General features: G+C 71.8%; 19 protein-coding genes. 4 read left to right on the top strand and 15 right to left on the bottom strand.

All coding sequences use genetic code 11. From position 1 onward, the window contains the following. Nucleotides 1-105: 105 nt before the first annotated feature. The 9 genes from HUT10_RS06410 to ligA all read right to left on the bottom strand — a co-directional run bounded on the left by HUT10_RS06410 (nt 106) and on the right by ligA (nt 10,052). Nucleotides 106-1,200, bottom strand: coding sequence for an acyl-CoA dehydrogenase family protein (locus HUT10_RS06410; RefSeq protein ID WP_176170314.1), 1,095 nt, complete (start codon nt 1,198-1,200; stop codon nt 106-108). After that, complete coding sequence (locus HUT10_RS06405) at nt 1,197-2,381, bottom strand: acyl-CoA dehydrogenase family protein (protein WP_176170313.1); 1,185 nt, start codon at nt 2,379-2,381, stop codon at nt 1,197-1,199. Before HUT10_RS06405 ends, HUT10_RS06410 begins: the two co-directional genes overlap by 4 nt. Continuing rightward, on the bottom strand, nt 2,378-3,601 hold the full coding sequence (locus HUT10_RS06400; protein WP_176170312.1) for an acyl-CoA dehydrogenase family protein: 1,224 nt from the start codon (nt 3,599-3,601) through the stop codon (nt 2,378-2,380). The genes HUT10_RS06405 and HUT10_RS06400 overlap by 4 nt, the downstream gene beginning before the upstream one ends. Then, nucleotides 3,601-4,617, bottom strand: a complete 1,017-nt coding sequence (locus tag HUT10_RS06395) for a phosphotransferase family protein (RefSeq protein WP_176170311.1) — start codon at nt 4,615-4,617, stop codon at nt 3,601-3,603. Before HUT10_RS06395 ends, HUT10_RS06400 begins: the two co-directional genes overlap by 1 nt. Before the next feature lie 104 nt (nt 4,618-4,721). Beyond that, complete coding sequence (locus tag HUT10_RS06390) at nt 4,722-5,174, bottom strand: MaoC family dehydratase (RefSeq protein WP_155542941.1); 453 nt, start codon at nt 5,172-5,174, stop codon at nt 4,722-4,724. A 5-nt stretch (nt 5,175-5,179) separates the two neighbouring features. Further along, on the bottom strand, nt 5,180-5,941 hold the full coding sequence (fabG, locus tag HUT10_RS06385) for a 3-oxoacyl-ACP reductase FabG (RefSeq protein ID WP_176170310.1): 762 nt from the start codon (nt 5,939-5,941) through the stop codon (nt 5,180-5,182). A gap of 205 nt (nt 5,942-6,146) precedes the next feature. Further along, nucleotides 6,147-6,599: a hypothetical protein gene (locus tag HUT10_RS50580; RefSeq protein ID WP_254896717.1), complete on the bottom strand. Its 453-nt coding sequence runs from the start codon at nt 6,597-6,599 to the stop codon at nt 6,147-6,149. Between the two features lie 955 nt (nt 6,600-7,554). Then, nucleotides 7,555-7,959 (bottom strand): hypothetical protein, encoded by a 405-nt coding sequence (locus HUT10_RS06375; RefSeq protein ID WP_254896716.1) that lies wholly within the window; start codon nt 7,957-7,959, stop codon nt 7,555-7,557. 101 nt (nt 7,960-8,060) lie between these two features. Further along, nucleotides 8,061-10,052: an NAD-dependent DNA ligase LigA gene (gene ligA / locus HUT10_RS06370; RefSeq protein WP_176170309.1), complete on the bottom strand. Its 1,992-nt coding sequence runs from the start codon at nt 10,050-10,052 to the stop codon at nt 8,061-8,063. Nucleotides 10,053-10,607: 555 nt separating this feature from the next. Here ligA and HUT10_RS06365 point away from each other — a divergent pair. Genes HUT10_RS06365 through HUT10_RS06355 form a run of 3 tightly spaced genes read left to right on the top strand, consistent with a single transcriptional unit; the run spans nt 10,608 to nt 12,068 of the window. Then, on the top strand, nt 10,608-10,976 hold the full coding sequence (locus tag HUT10_RS06365; protein ID WP_176170308.1) for a roadblock/LC7 domain-containing protein: 369 nt from the start codon (nt 10,608-10,610) through the stop codon (nt 10,974-10,976). A gap of 45 nt (nt 10,977-11,021) precedes the next feature. Next, entirely contained in the window at nt 11,022-11,393 is a 372-nt protein-coding gene (locus tag HUT10_RS06360; protein WP_176177699.1) for a hypothetical protein, read from the top strand. Nucleotides 11,394-11,399: 6 nt separating this feature from the next. Then, on the top strand, nt 11,400-12,068 hold the full coding sequence (locus HUT10_RS06355) for a hypothetical protein (protein WP_176170307.1): 669 nt from the start codon (nt 11,400-11,402) through the stop codon (nt 12,066-12,068). An 8-nt stretch (nt 12,069-12,076) separates the two neighbouring features. On the opposite strand, the gene HUT10_RS06350 is transcribed toward HUT10_RS06355, so the two are convergent. After that, a complete protein-coding gene (locus HUT10_RS06350; protein WP_176170306.1) occupies nt 12,077-12,289 on the bottom strand; it encodes a hypothetical protein in 213 nt (70 codons plus the stop codon). Nucleotides 12,290-12,442: 153 nt separating this feature from the next. Between HUT10_RS06350 and HUT10_RS06345 the strand changes: the two genes are divergently transcribed. Beyond that, nucleotides 12,443-13,012 carry a copper resistance CopC family protein gene (locus HUT10_RS06345; protein WP_176170305.1) on the top strand — a complete coding sequence of 190 codons (570 nt, stop codon included), beginning with the start codon at nt 12,443-12,445 and terminating at the stop codon, nt 13,010-13,012. 2 nt (nt 13,013-13,014) lie between these two features. Here the strand turns inward: HUT10_RS06345 and HUT10_RS06340 are convergent, their stop codons facing one another. From HUT10_RS06340 to HUT10_RS06325, 5 genes are all read right to left on the bottom strand, one after another. Further along, the gene (locus tag HUT10_RS06340; RefSeq protein ID WP_217709548.1) at nt 13,015-14,367 is read right to left on the bottom strand and encodes a dipeptidase; all 1,353 of its coding nucleotides are present in this window, start codon (nt 14,365-14,367) and stop codon (nt 13,015-13,017) included. After that, on the bottom strand, nt 14,364-14,732 hold the full coding sequence (locus tag HUT10_RS06335) for a hypothetical protein (protein WP_176170304.1): 369 nt from the start codon (nt 14,730-14,732) through the stop codon (nt 14,364-14,366). The genes HUT10_RS06340 and HUT10_RS06335 overlap by 4 nt, the downstream gene beginning before the upstream one ends. Next, on the bottom strand, nt 14,729-15,883 hold the full coding sequence (locus HUT10_RS06330) for an APC family permease (protein WP_254897437.1): 1,155 nt from the start codon (nt 15,881-15,883) through the stop codon (nt 14,729-14,731). The genes HUT10_RS06335 and HUT10_RS06330 overlap by 4 nt, the downstream gene beginning before the upstream one ends. After that, complete coding sequence (locus HUT10_RS50575; protein ID WP_254897541.1) at nt 15,856-16,200, bottom strand: hypothetical protein; 345 nt, start codon at nt 16,198-16,200, stop codon at nt 15,856-15,858. The genes HUT10_RS06330 and HUT10_RS50575 overlap by 28 nt, the downstream gene beginning before the upstream one ends. 94 nt (nt 16,201-16,294) lie before the next feature. Then, nucleotides 16,295-18,109 carry a glycoside hydrolase family 15 protein gene (locus HUT10_RS06325; RefSeq protein WP_176170303.1) on the bottom strand — a complete coding sequence of 605 codons (1,815 nt, stop codon included), beginning with the start codon at nt 18,107-18,109 and terminating at the stop codon, nt 16,295-16,297. Nucleotides 18,110-18,117 lie beyond the last annotated feature (8 nt).

Raw genomic sequence — 18,117 nt, 5'->3', positions numbered from 1 at the left:
GCGTACGGCAGCCGCCACCCCCGGCGGCACGGCCGAATGTGTTGCGGAACGCGGAAACGGCCCGTTCTCCGGAACGGGCCGTTTCCGCAGAGTTCGGGCGGGAACTCAGGCGGGCAGGTCGATCAGTTCCGCCAGCCGCGCCCGGTGCCGTCCCGGGGTGCCGAGGGCGAGCTCGTCGGCCTTGGCGCGCTTGAGGTACAGGTGCGCGGGGTGCTCCCACGTCATCCCGATGCCGCCGTGCAGCTGGATCGCCTCCTCTGTCGCGCGGACGGCGATCGGCGCGTTGCGGGCCTGGGCCACCGCCACCGAGATCGGCACGTCGGTGCCCGTGGCGAGCGCGTCCGCCGCGTTGCGGGCCGCCGCGCGGGCCAGGACCAGGTCCGTGTACAGGTTCGCCAGCCGGTGCTTGAGCGACTGGAACCCGCCGACCGGGCGGCCGAACTGGTACCGGCCCTTGAGGTAGGTCACCGTCTCGGTGAGCGCCCACTCGGCGACCCCCGTCTGCTCGGACGCGAGGATGCCCGCGCCGAACAGCAGCGCCTGCTCCAGCGCCGCGGCCGCCTCGGGGCCCGAAGCGACCAGCGTGGCCGGGGCGTTCTCGAGCGACACGTCGGCCACCCGCCGGGTCAGGTCGAACGACACCAGCTCCGACACCGTCGCGTCGGCGGCCGAGACGACGTACAGCGCGGGGCCGTCCGGGCCGGCGGCCGGGACGACCAGCAGGTCCGCCACCGACGCGTCGGCGACCGTGCCCACCCGGCCGGAGAGCGTGCCGTCCGCGGACGCCGTCACCGACGACGGGAAACCCGCGCCCGGCGCGGTCGACAGCGGCACGGCCAGCGCGCCGATCGCCTGCCCCGCCGCCAGCTTCTCGACGAAGTCCCGCGCGCCGACGTGCACCAGCGCCGTCGTCGCCAGCACCACACTGCCGAGGAACGGCACCGGCGCGACGCTGCGGCCCAGCTCCTCGGCGACGACCGCGACCTCGCGCGCGGATGCGCCGTGGCCGCCCAGTTCCTCCGGCACGGCCAGCCCGGCCACGCCCACCTCGTCGGCCAGCGTGTGCCACAGCTTCAGGTCGTACGGCTCGGCCGTCTCCACCCGCGCCAGCAGCGCTTCCGCGCCGGCCTTGGCCTTGAGCAGGTCCCGGACCGAAGCCCGCAGGTCCTCTTCGACGTCTGAGTAGAGAAGGTCGGTCATCGGGGGAGGTCCTTCCAGGCGACGTCCTTGTCGACGCGCGGCTCCGAGGGCAGCCCCAGCACGCGCTCGGCGATGATGTTGCGCAGGACCTCCGAGGTGCCGCCCTCGATGGAGTTGCCCTTCGCGCGCAGGTAGCGGTAGCCGGCTTCGCGGCCGTTGAAGTCGACGATCGCCGGTCGTCGGAACGTCCAGTCGTCGTAGGCGAGGCCTTCTTCGCCGAGCAGCTCGATCTCCAGGCCGGTCAGCGCCTGGTTGAGCTCGGAGAAGGCGACCTTCATGGCCGAGCCCTCCGGCCCGGGCGCGCCGACGGCGAGCTGCTGGCGCAGCCGGGTGCCGGCCAGCCGCAGCGTCTCGGCCTCGACCCAGTGCTTCACCAGCCGGTCTCGCAGCTCCGGCGTGCGCAGCTCGGGTCGTTCGCGCCACGTCTTCGCGACGATCCCGATCAGCCCGCCTTCGCGCGGCTGGACGTGGCCGCCGATCGCGACGCGCTCGTTCATCAGCGTCGTCTGCGCGACCTTCCAGCCCTCGCCGACCGCGCCGAGGCGCTGGGTGTCCGGGATGCGGACGTCGGTCAGGAACACCTCGTTGAACTCGGCCTCGCCGGTGATCTGGCGCAGCGGCCGGACCTCGACGCCGGGGGCGGTCATGTCGCACAGGAAGTACGTCATGCCCTGGTGCTTGGGCACGTCCGGGTCGGTGCGCGTGACGAGGATCGCCCACTGCGACTCGTGCGCGCCGGACGTCCACACCTTCTGGCCGGTGACGACCCAGTCGTCGCCGTCACGGACCGCGCGGGTGCCGAGCGCGGCGAGGTCGGAGCCGGCGCCGGGCTCGGAGAACAGCTGGCACCACACCTCCTCGCCGGTCCACAGTGGACGCAGGAAGCGCTCGCGCTGCTCCGGCGTGCCGAAGGCGAGGATCGTCGGCGCGGCCATGCCGAGGCCGATGCCGATCCGGCGCGGGTTGTTGTCCGGCGCGCCCGCCTCGGTGAACACCGTGTCCACAACGGACTGCAGGGCCCGCGGGGCGTTCTGCCCGCCGAGCCCGGCGGGGAAGTGGATCCAGGCGAGCCCGGCGTCGAACCGGGCCCGGAGGAACTCCAGCCGGTCGGTCGTCTTCGGGTCGTGGTTCGCCAGGAATTCGGTCGCCTGGCGGGTCAGGTCTTCGGCGGTGACAGTCACTTCGCGCCTTCCGAGAGGTACTTCTTCAGTTCGCGCCGGGCCAGCGAGCGCTTGTGGACCTCGTCCGGTCCGTCGGCCAGCCGCAGCGTGCGGTTCCCGGCCCACATCGCGGCCAGCGGGAAGTCCTGGCTGACCCCGCCCGCGCCGTGCACCTGCACGGCCTTGTCGAGGATCCACTCGACCGCGGCCGGCGTGGAGATCTTGATGGCCTGGATTTCGGTGTGCGCGCCCTGGTTGCCGACGGTGTCCATCAGCCACGCGGTCTTGAGCACCAGCAGGCGCTGCTGCTCGATCCGGACGCGGGATTCGGCGATCCAGTCCTGCACCACGCCCTGCTGGGCGATCGGCTTGCCGAACGCCTCGCGCGAGATCGCGCGGCGGCACATGAGCTCCAGGGCCCGCTCGGCCATGCCGATCGCGCGCATGCAGTGGTGGATCCGGCCGGGGCCGAGCCGGGCCTGGGCGATCGCGAAGCCGTCGCCTTCGCCGGCGATGAGGTTCTCGGCCGGCACGCGGACGTCCTCGAAGAGCACCTCGGCGTGGCCGCCGTGGTCGCTGTCGTCGTAGCCGAAGACGTGCATGCCGCGCTTGACCGTGACACCCGGGGTGTCGCGGGGGACCAGGATCATGCTCTGCTGCTTGTGCGGCGCGGCGTCCGGGTCGGTCTTGCCCATGACGATGAAGATCTTGCACGCGGGGTTCATCGCGCCGGAGATGTACCACTTGCGGCCGTTGACGACGTACTCGTCGCCGTCACGCCCGATTGCGGTCTCGATGTTGCGGGCGTCGGAGGAGGCGACATCCGGCTCGGTCATCGCGAACGCCGAGCGGATTTCGCCGTTCAGCAACGGTTCCAGCCACTGCTTCTGCTGCTCGTCGGTGCCGAACATGGCCAGCACTTCCATGTTCCCGGTGTCCGGCGCGGCGCAGTTCAGCGCGGTCGGCGCGAGCCGGATGCTGCGGCCGGTGATCTCCGCCAGCGGCGCGTACTGCAGGTTCGTCAGGCCCGCGCCGTGGTCGCCGGGGAGGAAGAAGTTCCACAGCCCGCGCCGGCGCGCCTCGGCCTTGAGCTCCTCGACGACCGGCGGGATGGCCCACGGGTCGTCGCGTTCGGCGAGCTGCTGCTCGAACACCGGCTCGGCGGGGTAGACGTGGGAATCCATGAACTCGAGGAGCTTCCCGCGCAGCTCCTCGGTCTTCTCGTCGAACGCGAAGTCCATTACTTCTCCTCTTTGAGAATCTCGTTGCCGTGCGAGACGAGCAGCGGGACACCGGCCCCGACGCCCTCGAAGCCCGCGCCGACCGTCTTGCCCTGCGTGTAGCGGTAGTGGATGCCCTCCAGGATTACGGCGAGCTTGAAGAACGCGAAGCTGACGTACCAGTTCAGCTGCGAGACGTCCCGGCCCGAGCGCTCGGCGTACCGCCGCACGACCTCGTCGGTCGTCGGGTAGCCGGGCGCGGAGCTGGCGTTGGAGACGAACTGCAGGGACACCTTGTCGCGCTCGGCGTAGGCCACCAGCAGCGCGAGGTCGGTGAGCGGATCGCCGAGCGTCGACATCTCCCAGTCGAGCACCGCGGAGATCCGGTCGCCGGAGTCGACGAGGACGTTGTCGAGGCGGTAGTCGCCGTGGATGATCGACGGCTCGCCGGACACCGGCACCGCGGCGGCGAGCCGGTCGTGCAGTTCTTCGATGCCGTCGAGGTCGCGGCTGCGCGAGGCGTCGAGCTGCTTCTTCCACCGCCGCAGCTGCCGCTCGAGGAACCCTTCCGGCCGCCCGAAGCCGCCCAGCCCGACCGCCGCCGGGTCGACGGCGTGCAGGTCGACGAGCGTGTCGACCAGCGCGTCGGCGATGGCCCGGGTGCGCGTCTCGCCCAGCTCCGCGAGTTCGCCCGCGGTCCGGTACGGCGTGCCCTCGACGAAGCTCATGACGTAGAACTGCGCGCCGATCACGTCGGCGTCCTCGCAGAGCAGGATCGCCTCGGGCACCGGCACGGCGGTCTCGCGCAGGCCGGAGATCACCCGGAACTCGCGGGTCATGTCGTGCGCGGTCGGCAGCACGTGCCCGAGCGGCGGACGGCGCACCACCCAGCGGGAGCGGCCGTCGCCGACCACGTAGGTGAGGTTCGACCGGCCGCCCTCCACGACGTCCGCGGACAGCTGTCCGGCGACCAGGCCGGGCCGGTGCGCGTCCAGGTGCGCGCGCAGGCGGTCCAGGTCGAGTCCGGGGGGATTCATGCAGCCTCCTCTTCGTCGAGGGGAGCATACCGACTAGTCGGTATGACGGATAGAGCGCGTGGCGAGCGGCACCTTCCCGGGAAAGCGCCGCTCGCCACGCGACGTCACGCGAGGAACCGCGTCACCCATTCGGCGACGCACGCGGGCTTCGCTTCGCCGTCGATCTCGACCGTCCACTTCGACACCGCCTGCTTGCCGCCCGGAATGTCGGTGACCTCCACCAGCTCGGCGCCGGCACGCACCTTCGAGCCGACCTTCACCGGCTGCGGGAAGCGGACCTTGTTGAGGCCGTAGTTGATGCCCATCTTGATGCCGTTGACCTTGTAGATCTTCGGGCCGAACGCCGAGAGCAGCGACAGCGTCAGGAAGCCGTGGGCGATGGTGCCGCCGAACGGGCCCGCGGTGGCCATCGGCTCGTCGACGTGGATCCACTGGTGGTCGTCGGTGGCGTCGGCGAACAGGTTCACCCGGTCCTGGGTGACCTTCAGCCACTCGCTGTACCCGAGGTGCTCGCCGACCGCGGCGGCGAAGGCGTCCAGGTTCTCGAACTCGCGCATCGGCCTCAGTCCTTCGGTCCGCCGGCGGCGTAGATGACCTGGCCGGAGACGAACCCCGCGCCCTCGCTGACCAGGAAGGAGGCCAGGTGCGCGATGTCGTCGGGCGTGCCGACGCGCTGCACCGGGATCTGCGACGCGGCGGCGGCCTTGAACTCCTCGAAGCCCATGCCGATCCGCTCGGCCGTCGCGGCGGTCATGTCGGTGGCGATGAAGCCCGGCGCGATGGCGTTCGCGGTGACGTTGAACTTGCCCAGCTCGATGGCGAGGGTCTTGGTGAAGCCCTGCATGCCTGCCTTGGCGGCGGAGTAGTTGACCTGGCCGCGGTTGCCGAGCGCCGAGGTGCTGGAGAGGTTGACGATCCGGCCGTACTTCTCCTGCGTCATGTACTTCTGCACCGCGCGGGTCATCAGGAACGAGCCCTTGAGGTGCACGCCGAGGACGGAGTCCCAGTCCTGCTCGGTCATCTTGAAGATGAGGTTGTCCCGGGTGATGCCGGCGTTGTTGATCAGCACGACGGGCGGGCCGAGCTCGTCGGCGACGCGCGTGACGGCGGCTTCGACCTGCTCGGCGTCGGTGACGTCGAGGGCGACCCCGACGGCCTTGCCGCCCTTGGCGACGATGGCCTCGGCGCCCTGCTTGACACCGGCCTCGTCCAGGTCGAGCAGCCCGACGGCGAAGCCGTCATCGGCCAGCCGGGCCGCCACGGCGGCCCCGATGCCGCGGCCGGCACCGGTGACCACGGCGACACGGGAAGGGGAATCGGTCACGGGGGACCTCCTCGTCGTTGAGAAAGCGGGCTCGTGCCCGCGAGCCTACTAAGCGGTTGGTCACAGACGATACGGGCAGCGGCCCGTGTTGCGATGCCAACGTACGCAGATTCCCGGGGCCGCGCCCGGTCCGGCGCGGTTTGCCGAGGAAGCCGCCGCCGTCGGGGGACGCCGGTGGCCAACGTCACAGCGGTGTCGCGCTCGCTCAGCGGGCCTGGGCGAGCGGCATCGACCGGTACTTGTCGAGGACGGCGGGGTCCTGCAGCGACATCCACTTCGTGACTTCGGCGTAGGTGGCGCAGACGGTCTCGGGTTTGGCGCACACCTCGCCCATGAAGCCTTCCGCGGCCCGCGAGAAGGCACCGCCGGCCCAGTCGTTGAAGTGGTTCCCGATCACGAGCGGCGCCCGGTTGCCCTCGAAGGCGGCGCGGTAGGCGCCGCGGTAGGTCTCGAGCGTGGCCTGGGTGTACTTGCCGGTGTCGCTCTTGGCGTGGCCGAGCTGGTACCAGAGGTTGTAGTCCATCATGATGACCTTCTTGTGCAGGGCGGGCACCTGCACGTAGGGCATCCAGAACTCCCAGATCCCGTCCAGCCGGGTCGGCCACTTGACGCCGTCGGAGGGCTGGCTGGAGTCGAAGGTGTAGCCGGCCGCGCGCATGGCGGGGAAGGCGGCGGCCCAGTTGCCTTCGAGGCACGGCGTCCGGCCGCCGGTGACGTCCGTGGCGGACAGGTGCAGCCCCAGGTGCTCGCGGGCGTCGTCGACGAAGCGGCTGAACTGCCCGATCTCGTCGGTCCAGCCCTGCGTGGTCCACCGCCCGACGCTCGGTTCGGCACCGGCGCAGAAGTGCCGTTGTAGTGCGTGCCGATCTGGTGCCCCGCGGCGACGGCGGTGTTGAGGTCCTGGACGCGCGTGGCCACCTCCGCGGCGCTGCCGCCGAAGCCGATCGAGGCCGAGCCGGGCCGGTGGCCGGGACCGGCGTAGCGCGAGCGCTGCTCGTCGGTCAGCAGGTAGATGCCGGAGAGGAACCCGCTGAAGTGGGCGTTGACCGACTTGGCCAGGGCGAGGTAGCGGGTCCAGTGCTCGTGCGACCCGGCGCCGTCGAAGGAGAAGAGCACGAACTGCGGCGGCTTCTCGCCGGGCCGCAGCGGCCGCATCCAGTCCGGAGCCTGGGCGGCGGGCGAGCTCGTGGTGGCCGGGGGAGTGCTGCCGGCGCTCGGCTCGGACCCGGCGTGGCCGTGGTCGAGGGCGAGGATGAGGACGACGGCCAGGACGAGGGCCAGCGTGATGGTGAACCACGTGCCTGGCCGCGTTGCCAGTCGTGCCGAGCTCATCTGTGGACGCCTCCCCCTGCTACGTACCGTCACAGGAAGGACGTCGAAGGAGTGAGTCGGGTGCGTCGAGGTGAGATGCGTAACCGACATGCAACCGATTCGACGCACGCAGAGTAGGCACCTCTTCGGGCGGCCGAGCGCAGCCGCATGGCGCAACGCGGCCGCGGCCGCCGCGGCAGCGGGCCCGGCGGTCCTCGGGGGCGGTCGCTCCCCGGACACTTCAGGCAGCGGTCTCCGCGCCCCCGTTCAGCGCCGGCAGGGGCCGAAGTAGCGGCATTCGATCAGCACGCGGGGTCGAGCGCCCGCGCCCGCGGCTCCAGGGTGTCGAGCAGGGCGGCGATCTCGTCCAGGTCCACCACCCCGCCCGTGGTCAACGGGAAGAACCGCTCCTGGGTGTCGTGCTCCGCGCAGCCGCTGCCGCGCAGGTTGCCCGCCGGGACGACCGCGAAGACCTCGTCGCCCTCGTTGTCGAACGTGAAGTAGCTCTGCAGCTGGACCGGGGTCGTGTCGGCCACCTCGTTGATGCGGTGGCCGCCGTACGTCTGGGGGTAGTGCCAGCCGGCGTGGACGTCGTCGGCGAACCACACCCGTGCGGGGTCGCTGTCGCCGTCGAGGAGCCAGCCCCGCGCGGTGAGGAACTCGTGCACGCCGAGCTGGCGGGCGACCATGAGGTCGGACGTGGTCATCGCGGTCCTTCGGACGAAGTCGGGTACTCACGCTCAGTGTCGCGCCTGACCGATTTTCACGACCGGGTGACCCGCGTCCGGGAAGCGGGACGCCCGGCCGGCTACACGATGCCCGCCGCGATCAGCTGCTGCCAGATCTCGCCCTGGTCGACGACCTCGACGCCGTGCTTCTCGGCCTTCGTCAGCTTGCTCGCCCCGACGTCCGCGCCGGTGATCAGCATGTCCGTGTTCGCCGAGACCGACGTCGCCGTGGTCGCGCCCGCCTTCTCGCAGAGCCGCTGGAACGTCGGGCGGGGGACCTTCTCGCCCGATCGGGGGTCGCTGATCGACCCGGTGACCACCACCGTCTTGCCCGCCAGCGGCGCACCCGCCGCGACCACCGGTGGCAGGTCCTCTTCGCGCACGTCCAGCGAAACCCCCGCCTCCCGCAGGCGCTCCAGCTCGGGACGCAGCCGGGTGAGGTGCTCGATCAGCGACGCGGCGACCTTCGGCCCGATGTCGTCCACGGCCACGAGCCCGTCGACCCCCGCCTCCACGACCGCTTCCAGCGAGCCGAACCCAGCGCGGCACAGGCGGGCGGCCGTGCCCTCCGACGCCATCGGGATCGCCAGGCCGATCAGCGCCCGCCGCAGGCCGACCGCCCGGCTCGCGTCGATCGACTCGATCATCCGGGTGGCCGAGACCTCGCCGATGCGGTCGAACTCGAGCAGCTTCTCCTTCGTCAGCCCGTAGAAGTCCGACGGGTGCTCCAGGATCCCCGCCTCGGCCAGCCGTTCGATCCACACCCCGCCGATCGCGTCGATGTCCGCCGCCGCCCGCGACGCCCAGTGGATCAGCCGGCGCACGGTCTGCGCCGGGCAGGACACGTTGGTGCAGAACAGTTCCCGGCTGTTGCCCTGCTCGGTCAGCGGCTGCCCGCACGACGGGCACGCGTCCGGCGGGACGATTTCGCGCTCGGCACCGGTGCGCTTGGACTCGTCGAGCACGCCGGCGACGAACGGGATCACGTCACCCGCGCGGCGCACCAGCACCGTGTCGCCGATCTTGATGCCGCGGGCGCGGATCACCTCCTGGTTCGCCAGTGTCGCGCGGGTGACCGTGGTGCCGCCCACGAACACCGGCTCCAGCCAGGCGACCGGGGCGATCTTGCCCGTCTTGCCGACGTCCCAGACCACATCGGACAGCACGGTCGTCTTCTCCTCGGCGGCGAACTTGAACGCCAGCGCGCCCCGCGGCGAGCTCGACCGGGTGCCGGCCGCGGCGTACGCGTCCCGGCTCGCCAGCCGCAGCACGGCGCCGTCGAGGTCGTAGTCCAGGTCGTTGCGCTGCCGCTCGATCTCGCCGATCACGCCCTGCGCCTCGGCGGCGTCGGCGCAGCGCCGCATGTCGGCCGCGGTGAAGCCGAGCGTGTGCAGCGCGCTGCCGAGGTCGGTCTCCGCGCTGTCCGGTTCGGTGTACAGGTCGAAGGCGAAGAACCGCAGCCGCCGCTCGGCCACCGTGGCCGGGTCCTTCGCGCGCAGCGTGCCGGCCGCGGCGTTGCGCGGGTTGATCAGCGGCTTGTCCGGGTGGGCGGCGTTGTAGGCGGCGAAGGTGGACCGCAGCATGACGGCCTCGCCGCGGACCTCGACCCGGCCCGGCGCCTCGACCTGCTCCGGGATCCCGTCGGTCAGGGCCCGCACGAGCACCGTGACGTCGTCGCCGGTCGTGCCGTCCCCGCGGGTGACCGCCCTGGCCAGCCGTCCGCTTTCGTAGACGACCGCCAGCGACAGGCCGTCCAGCTTCGGCATGACCACCACCGGCTGGCCCGGGAAGCGGTCGAAGAACGCCTCGACCTGCTCGGGCTTGGTCGCCTTCTCCAGCGACAGCATCGGGCGGGAGTGCCGGATCGGCGCGTGCAGCACCGCCGGGGCGCCCACCTGGTCGAGCGGGTTCGGGTCGGGGGTGAGCTCCGGATGCTCCTCGACCAGGCTGCGCAGCTCGTCCTCCACCGCGTCGTACTCCGCGTCCGCCACCAGCGGGGAGCCGCGGTAGTAGGCGTCACGGAGCACGGTGATGCGGTCGGCGAGTTCCTGGATGCGTTCCTGAGCGTTCACGGGAAGGACGGTACCGGGCAGGACCGACAAAAAGTGGCGGGTGGGTGGTGGCGGAGGAGGGGCTCCGGGGTAGTCGGGCAGGGTGGGGGAACGGTCGACGGCCGGGCCGGCCGGTGAAGACCGCACCCTCGGAGAATTCGCGGTCCCGCCGGCCGGGCCCCGTCGTGCAAGCCGCCGAACAGGCGACGCGGCTCGTGCTCGGGCTCGTGGCTCAGCGTGGCGGGTGGGCGGGGGACGTCGGCCGCCGCCCGCTCGTGGGGGAGGTGGCCCACGGGGCGGGCTGTCGTGCCGGCTGGTGCGTCGTCGCCTTTCCGGGGGTGTGCGCGGAAATGTCGAACATCGAAAACCCGCTGTTCGTGATCAATGGACATCGGTAACGCAATTTTGTTACGGTCGGGAATTTGATTCACCCGATCGTGTGATGCTAAAAGTCGGGCTCGCGTGCTTGTTGGAGAAAAGTAATGGTGGCGGTAGGGTTCCTGGCCGGGGGTAGCAACCGAATGGTTGATTATCGCCACTCGCCTTCCGTGATTCCGGAGCAGAAAGAAAGAAGTCTTGGATTTCGAAGCGCTGGCCGGCGAGCTGCGGCACCTGCGGGAAACCGTTGCCGGGGTGACCGATACGGTGCTGGCCGCGGTGGACGGCATTCCGATCATCGCCGATGCCGCCGACGACATCGATCCGGCGAAGATCTCCGCGCTCGCCGCCGCTGATCTCGGGATCGCCCGGCAGGCCGCCGAAATCACCGGTAAAGGCACGCTGAACCAGACCGTCGTTTTCGGCAGCGAAGGCTACATGGCCGTCTACGCCATCGGGCGGCTGGCGCTGATGGTCGTGCTGGGGGACAAGGGCCTGAACGTCGGGCGCCTGTTGTTCGAATCCCGGCCGGTCATCGAGCGGATCGGCGCGATCCTGGCCGCGTAGCACGCCGGCCGACCTACCGTCACGAAAGGGAAAACACCCACGATGATGAACATCGATACGGCGCTCAAGGAAGCCATGTCCATCAGCGGCGCCGTCGGCGTCGCTCTGGTCGACTACGAAAGCGGCATGTCGCTCGGCACCAGCGGTGGTGGTGACTGGCTCGACCTGGAAGTCGCCGCGGCCGGGAACACCGAGGTCGTCCGGTCGAAACTGCGGGTGATGTCCTCGCTCGCGCTCAACGATTCCATCGAGGACATCCTGATCACGCTGCACCGCCAATACCACCTGATCCGGCTGATGAACACGGTGAGCTCACGGAATTCGCTGTTCCTCTACCTCGTGCTGGACCGCGACCGGGCGAACCTGGCGCTCGCCCGGCACTACCTCAAGCGCATCGAAGCGGACCTGCAGGTATAGCCGGGGATGACCGGAGGCGGCTCCCGCGCCGCACTCGTCATCGGCTCGGCGTTCGTGCACGACATCGGTTCCCTGTTCCCGGTGACGATGAACCTCGCCGGTGACGAGCTGGCGTTCACGTTCGTGTCGTCCTGCCCGTCGCCCGACGCCGTCGAGGACTGGGTCGGGCGGCGTTCGGGCAGTGTCATGGCCGGCCGGGTGCCGCGGTTCTTCGTCGACGCCGGCGGGCGGCGGATCCGCGTCGAGCTGGCCGGCTCGGCGATCCGGGCCCTCGTCGTGCTCGCGGACGAGGTGACCGCCGCCCCGTCGACCGTCCCGCGGCTCGGCCGGTGGCAGGACCAGATGCCGTGCCGCGTGCGGGGTGCGATGGACGAGCTCGCGCGGATGCTGTCGCGCTGCCACCACCGCGCCGGCGGCGCCGCGCCGCTGATCGACCTCGAACTGGCCTACCGGCCGGACCGCGAGTACGAGACGCGCGTGGCCGGCGCCCACGAACGCGTGCGGGCCTACATCGCGCCCGTCCGCCCGGTGCTGGCCATGCGCTGGCGTTCGGCGACGTCGGCGCAGCGCAAGGCGTTCCTCTCCGAGGTCCCGGACGGCTCGCCGGCCCGCGGCTGGCTCCGGCGGCGCCGGACCACGCGGATCATGGGCATGGAGCTGGAGGTGACGCCCTGACCCCAGGCTCAGGCCGGGGCCAGCAGCCGGTCGAGCACGCCGGCCTTGATGTCGGCGACCAGGACTTCCAGCTGCTCGACGCTCATCTCGACCTTCTGGCCGAAGTCGTCGGTGATGACGATCCGGCGCTCGGCCGGTGCGTCGTCGGCGACGTGGAGCTCCGGGCAGCCGCAGTTGCACTGCCCGCAGAACGTCGCGATGTGCCGCCAAGGTGCGCTCATGGCCGATCTCCTCTTCCGGTGGCTGCCGTCCACCGAGTAGTCGGGCGGGGACCGCCGCCGGTTCCCGGGTCAGCCGATCCGGTGACGCTCGCCGGCCGGGTGTCCTGCCAGACTGCTCCGGTACGACGGCCACCACCGGATCGAGGAACCCGTATGAAGATCGCCCGGTTGTTCGGAGCCTGCCTGCTCGCGCTGTCCGGCGTCCTGCTGGTGGCCGGGCCCGCGTCGGCCCACACCGAGCTCAAGTCGAGCTCGCCCGCCGAGGGCGCGAGTCTCGCCGCCCCGCCGCGCAAGGTCGAGCTCACCTTCGAAGAACCGGTCACCCTGCAGCCGGACCCGATCTCGGTCACCGGGCCGGACGGGGCGAAGTGGTCCGTCGGCACGCCCACGGTCGTCGACGCGGTGATCACCGCCCCGGTGACCGCGTCCGGCCCGGCCGGTGCCTACACGCTCACCTACAAGGTCGTCTCCGACGACGGCGACAAGGTGACGGCCGCGGTGCACTTCACGCTCACCGCGCCGGTCTCCTCCAGCGCGGCGGCGGCGACGTCGTCGGCGGCCGTACCGACCGGCGCCCCGTCCGTGACGCAGACCCAGACGCCGGCGCCGGCGAGCGACGTCGCCAGTGGCGTCCCGGCCTGGGTGTGGATCCTCGTCGCCGTCGTGGTCGTGCTGGCCGCGGCCGTCGTCGCCCTGCGGCTGCTGCGGCGGCCCCGGCCGTAACCTCACCCAGCGGGAGCGCCGTAGTTCCGCAGGAACAACGCCTCGGTGAGGGCCATGGCCGCGATCTCGCGCGGGTCCACGCTCTCGTTGGGCGCGTGGATGCGGGCCTGCGGTTCCTCGACGCCGATGAGCAGGATCTCGGCGTCGGGGTAGGTCTCGGCGAAGACCGTGCACAGCGGGATCGAGCCGCCCTGGCCGAGCAGGCTCACCGGCCGGCCGTACGCGGCCTGCATGGCGTCGTCCATCGCCCGGTGGGCCGGCCCGCCGGTGTCGGCGAGGAACGGCTCGCCGACCCCTTCGACCTCCACCGAGACGTCGACGCCCCAAGGAGCGGCGGCCATCAGGTGCTCGCTCAACGCGGACGCCGCGCGGTAGGGATCGGTGCCCGGCGGGACACGCAGGTTCAGCCGGGCGCTGGCCCGCGGGGTGAGCGCCGCCGTGGAGCCGACGACCGGCGGGCAGTCGATGCCGAGCACCGTCACCGCGGGCCGCGCCCACAGCGTGTCCGCCACCTCGCCGCTGCCGAGCAGGACGGCGCCGGGGGACAGGCCGGCGTCGGCCCGGAACCGCGCCGCCGGGTACGGGGCACCGGGCCAGCGGCCGCCGGCGGGCAGGCCGTGGACGGTGGTGTCGCCCGCCTCGTCGCGCAGGGTGGCGAGCACCGTCACCAGCGCGGCGAGCGCGTCCGGGGCCGGACCGCCGAACATGCCGGAGTGCAGCTCGGACGGCAGCGCGTCGACATGGACGACGACGTCGGCCAGTCCGCGGAGGCTGACCGTCACCGCGGGGTGCCCGACGGCCGCGTTCCCGGTGTCGGCCACCACGATCGCGTCGGCGCGCAGCAGGTCGGCGTGCTCGGGGACGTACGCCTCCAGCCCGCCCGTGCCCTGCTCCTCGGACCCCTCGACGACCAGCTTGAGGTGCACCGGCACGTCGGTGCCGAGCGCCCGCAGCGCGGTGAGGTGCATCAGGATGTTGCCCTTGCAGTCGGCCGCGCCGCGGCCGTACCAGCGGCCGTCCACTTCGGACAGCCGGAACGGCGGTGTCCGCCATTCGGCGTCCGCCAGTGGCGGCTGGACGTCGTAGTGCGCGTACAGCAGCACGGTCGGAGCGTCTTCCCGGCCGCACAGCCGGGTCCCGATGACCGACCGGCTGCCGTCCGGGGTGTCGGCCAGGTGGGTGTCGAACCCGGCTTCGGTGAACGCCCCTGCCACCCAGGCCGCGGCGCGGTGGCACTCCTCGGGCGGGAACTGCCGCGGGTCAGCGACCGACCGGATCGCCACCAGGTCCGCGAGTTCGGCGCGCGCCCGCGGCATCAGCGCGTCGATCCGCTTCCGGAGCTCCACGGCGCTCACCCGGCCTTCTCGGGGCAGTAGACCTCGACCACGAGCTGCTGCACGCGGACCAGCGTCTCCGGGGGAAGGGCCGGCCGGGCCGCCGGGCTGTTCGCCCGCGCGAGCGCCGCCTCCGGATCGGCGCAGATGGCCCCGCCGTCCTTGCCGAGCAACTGGACGAGCCGGTCGCGCGACGGCGACCACGCGCCCTCCTGGGCGAGCCGGACGGCGAGGTGGTCGGCTTTCGCCTCCGCGGTCTCGGTCGCCGCCCGCGCGGCCCGCGAGTGCAGGTACCCGGCGCCGAGCAGCCCGATCACCGCGATCCCCACGGCGAAGTAGACCAGCATCCGCTGCGCCCGGGTCGACTGTTCGTCCACAGTGGTCATGACGGGTTCACCTCCGGCTGCCGCCACGACGGTTTGCGCAGGCGGTAGAACAGGAACGGCACCACGAGCCCGAGCCCGAGCGCGCCGCCCGCGACGATGGCCAGGTACACCCAGGGGCTGCCCGAGCCGAACTGCGACGGCGGGACGAACCCGACCAGCAGCGCGGCCAGCGAGGCGCAGAACCCGACGCCGCAGAGGCTGCGCAACAGCGGCGTGCGGAACCCGCGGGCGTGGCCGGGGAACCGGCGCCGCAGCCGGACCGCCGCGACGAACATCAGCAGGTACATGATCAGGTACACCTGGGTGGTGATCACCGAAAAGATCCAGTACGCGCTCGACACGTCCGGGATGAACGCGTAGAGCAGGGCGATCAGCGTGGTGAGCGCGCCCTGCGCGACGAGGATGTTCTGCTGCACGCCCCGCCCGTTGAGCCGCTGCAGGAACGGCGGCAGGTAGCCCTCCTGCCGGGCGATCAGCAGCAGCCCCTTCGACGGGCCGGCCAGCCAGGTGAGCATCCCGCCGAGGGAGGCCAGCACGAGCAGGACGCCGATCACCGGGGTCAGCCACTGGATGCCGAAGCCGGCGAAGACGGCGTCGAAGGCCTGCATCACCCCGGCCGTCAGCGAGAGCTGGTCGGCCGGGACCACCCAGCTGATCGCCAGCGCCGGCAGGATGAAGATGACCAGCACCAGCCCCATCGCCAGGAACATCGCGCGGGGGAACTCCTTGCCCGGCTTGCGCAGTGAAGACACGTGTACCGCGTTCATCTCCATCCCCGAGTAGGACAGGAAGTTGTTGACGATCAGCACGAGGCTCGCCAGGCCGGCCCACGCCGGCAGCAGGTGGCTCGCCGACATCGGCGCCGCGGACGGGTGCCCCTGCCCGAGGAACACGAAGCCGAGGATCACCAGCAGCGCGCCGGGCAGCAGCGTGCCGAGCACGAGGCCGCCGCCGGCGAGCCCGGCCACGCCCTTCGTGCCGCGTGAGGAGACCCAGACGCCCGACCAGTAGGCGACGACGATCACCGCGGCCGTCCACCACCCGCTGCTCGCCAGGTCCGGGTCGAACACGTACGCCAGCGTGCCGGCGACGTACCCGAGCAGGCTGGGGTAGTAGAAGATCGTCATCGCGAACTGGCACCAGACGGCCAGGAAGCCGGCCGGCTTGGAGATCCCGAGCGAGACCCAGTTGTAGACCCCGCCGGCCAGCCGGACGCGAGTTCGGCCGAGACCAGCGAAGTCGGCAGCAGGAACACCAGCGCCGGGACGAGGTAGAGGAACACCGCCGCCAGGCCGTACCCGGCCATCGTCGGCGCGGGACGCAGGCTCGCGACCGACCCGGTGGTCATCAGCGCGAGCGCGACCCAGGAGATCCACGCGGCCGCGGGTGGCCGGGCGTGCCTGCTCCCCTCGGCGGGTGGCGGCCCCGCGGATTCCGGTGACCGGCGCGGTCTGTTGGTGGTGGTCATGGCAGTCGGCCTCCAGGGCTCGCCTCGACGGGTGCCTCATCGTGTTCCTGGCGCCTCGCCGCCGGGTCACCCGCGGCGGGCGAGACCGGCTTCCTCAGCCGAGGGCGGTGTCGAGCGTGACCGCCGCGTCGATGAGCGAAAGGTGGGTGAACGCCTGCGGGAAGTTGCCCAGCTGCTCGCCGGTCGGGGCGATCTCCTCGGCGTACAGCCCGACGTGGTTGGCGTAGGTCAGCATCTTCTCGAACGCCGTGCGGGCCTCCTCCAGCCGTCCAGCGCGGGCCAGCGCGTCGACGTAGGCGAAGCTGCACAACGAAAACGTGCCTTCGGAGCCGGCCAGGCCGTCCGGGGACGCGGCCGGGTCGTAGCGGTAGACCAGGCTGTCGGTCACCAGCTCGGCCTTGATCGCGTCGAGCGTCGAGAGCCACAGCGGGTCCTGGGGCGGGAGGAAACCGGTGCGGGGCATGCGGAGCAGGGCCGCGTCCAGCTCCTCACCCGTGTCGTGCTGGACGAAGGCGTTGCGCGTCCGGTGCCAGCCGCGGGCCAGGATCTGGCCGTGGATGCTGTCGCGCTGCCACGTCCAGTCCTCGACCGGCGCGGGCCTGCCGTGGGCGGTGGCCAGCCGGATGCCGCGGTCGAAGGCGACCCAGCTCATCAGGCGGCCGTAGGTGAAGCGCTTGCGGCCGCCGCGGGTCTCCCAGATGCCTTCCTCGGGCTGGTCCCAGTGCTCGCCGAGCCAGTCGAGCGCCGCGCGCAGGGCCTCCCACCCCTGGTGCGGGAGCTCGAACCCGGCGTGTTCGGCGGCGAAGACGCTGTCGAGGGCCTCGCCGTAGATGTCCAGCTGCAGCTGCCCGGCCGCGTCGTTGCCGATCCGGACCGGGCTCGACCCGCGGTAGCCCGACCAGTGCGCGAGGCTCTCCTCCCGCAGGTCCGCCGTGCCGTCCACGCGGTACAGCACGGCGAGCGGCCCGCTGCTCCCGTCGCCGCCTTCGCGGATGCGGTCGCCGAGCCAGCTGCCGAACCGGGCCGCCTCCTCGGCGAACCCCAGTGACAGCAACGCCGAAACCGAGAACGACGCGTCCCGCACCCACGTGTAGCGGTAGTCCCAGTTGCGCTCGCCGCCGAGCTGCTCGGGCAGCCCGAGGGTGGGCGCGGCGACCAGGCCGCCGGTGGGCGCGTAGGTCAGCAGCTTGAGGGTGATCGCCGAGCGGGCCACGATCTCCCGCCAGCGGCCGCGGTAGGTGGACCGGGCCAGCCAGGTGCGCCACCACTCCACAGTGGACCGGAACAGGGCTTCGAACTCGGCGACGCGGATCTCGCGCGGCGGTTCGGCGGCATCGGTCTCCAGCACGACCCCGCAGACCTGGCCCGCCGTCAGGGTGAGCGTCATGTGCACGTCCGCGCCTTCGACGCGCACTTCGGCCAGGTGCTCGTCGCCGGGCTCGCGGACCGCGTGCAGCGCCAGTGAAGTCTCGCGGGCGATGAACACGGCCCCGTTCGCCACGAGCATCGCCTGGTGCGGCCGCCGCCCGTAGTCGAACCGGGGCGCGACCACGACGTCGAACGTCATCCGGCCGCGGACGCAGCGCACGAGCCGGGCGATCCGGTGCCGGGTGGTGGCCCCGCCTTCGCACGGCGGCATGAAGTCGACCACCTCGCCGAGGCCGTCCGGGCCGGCGAACCGGGTGATCAGCACCGCGGTGTCCGGGTGGTACATCTGGGAGCTCGCGGTGGCGGCCGCCGGGCGGATCCGGAACCGGCCGCCGCGCTCGTCGTCGAGCAGGGCGCCGAAGACCGACGGCGAGTCGAAGCGCGGGGCGCAGAACCAGTCGATCGACCCGTCGGTCGTCACCAGCGCGGCGGTCTGCAGGTCACCGATCAGCCCGTGCTCGGCGATCGTGGTCTCGGTCATCGTTCCTC

Origin of the sequence: Amycolatopsis sp. Hca4 (assembly GCF_013364075.1) — a bacterium.
Taxonomy (GTDB): Bacteria; Actinomycetota; Actinomycetes; order Mycobacteriales; family Pseudonocardiaceae; genus Amycolatopsis.
The sequence above is the reverse complement of the archived record's forward strand: the minus strand, read 5'-3'. Positions and strand labels throughout refer to the sequence as shown.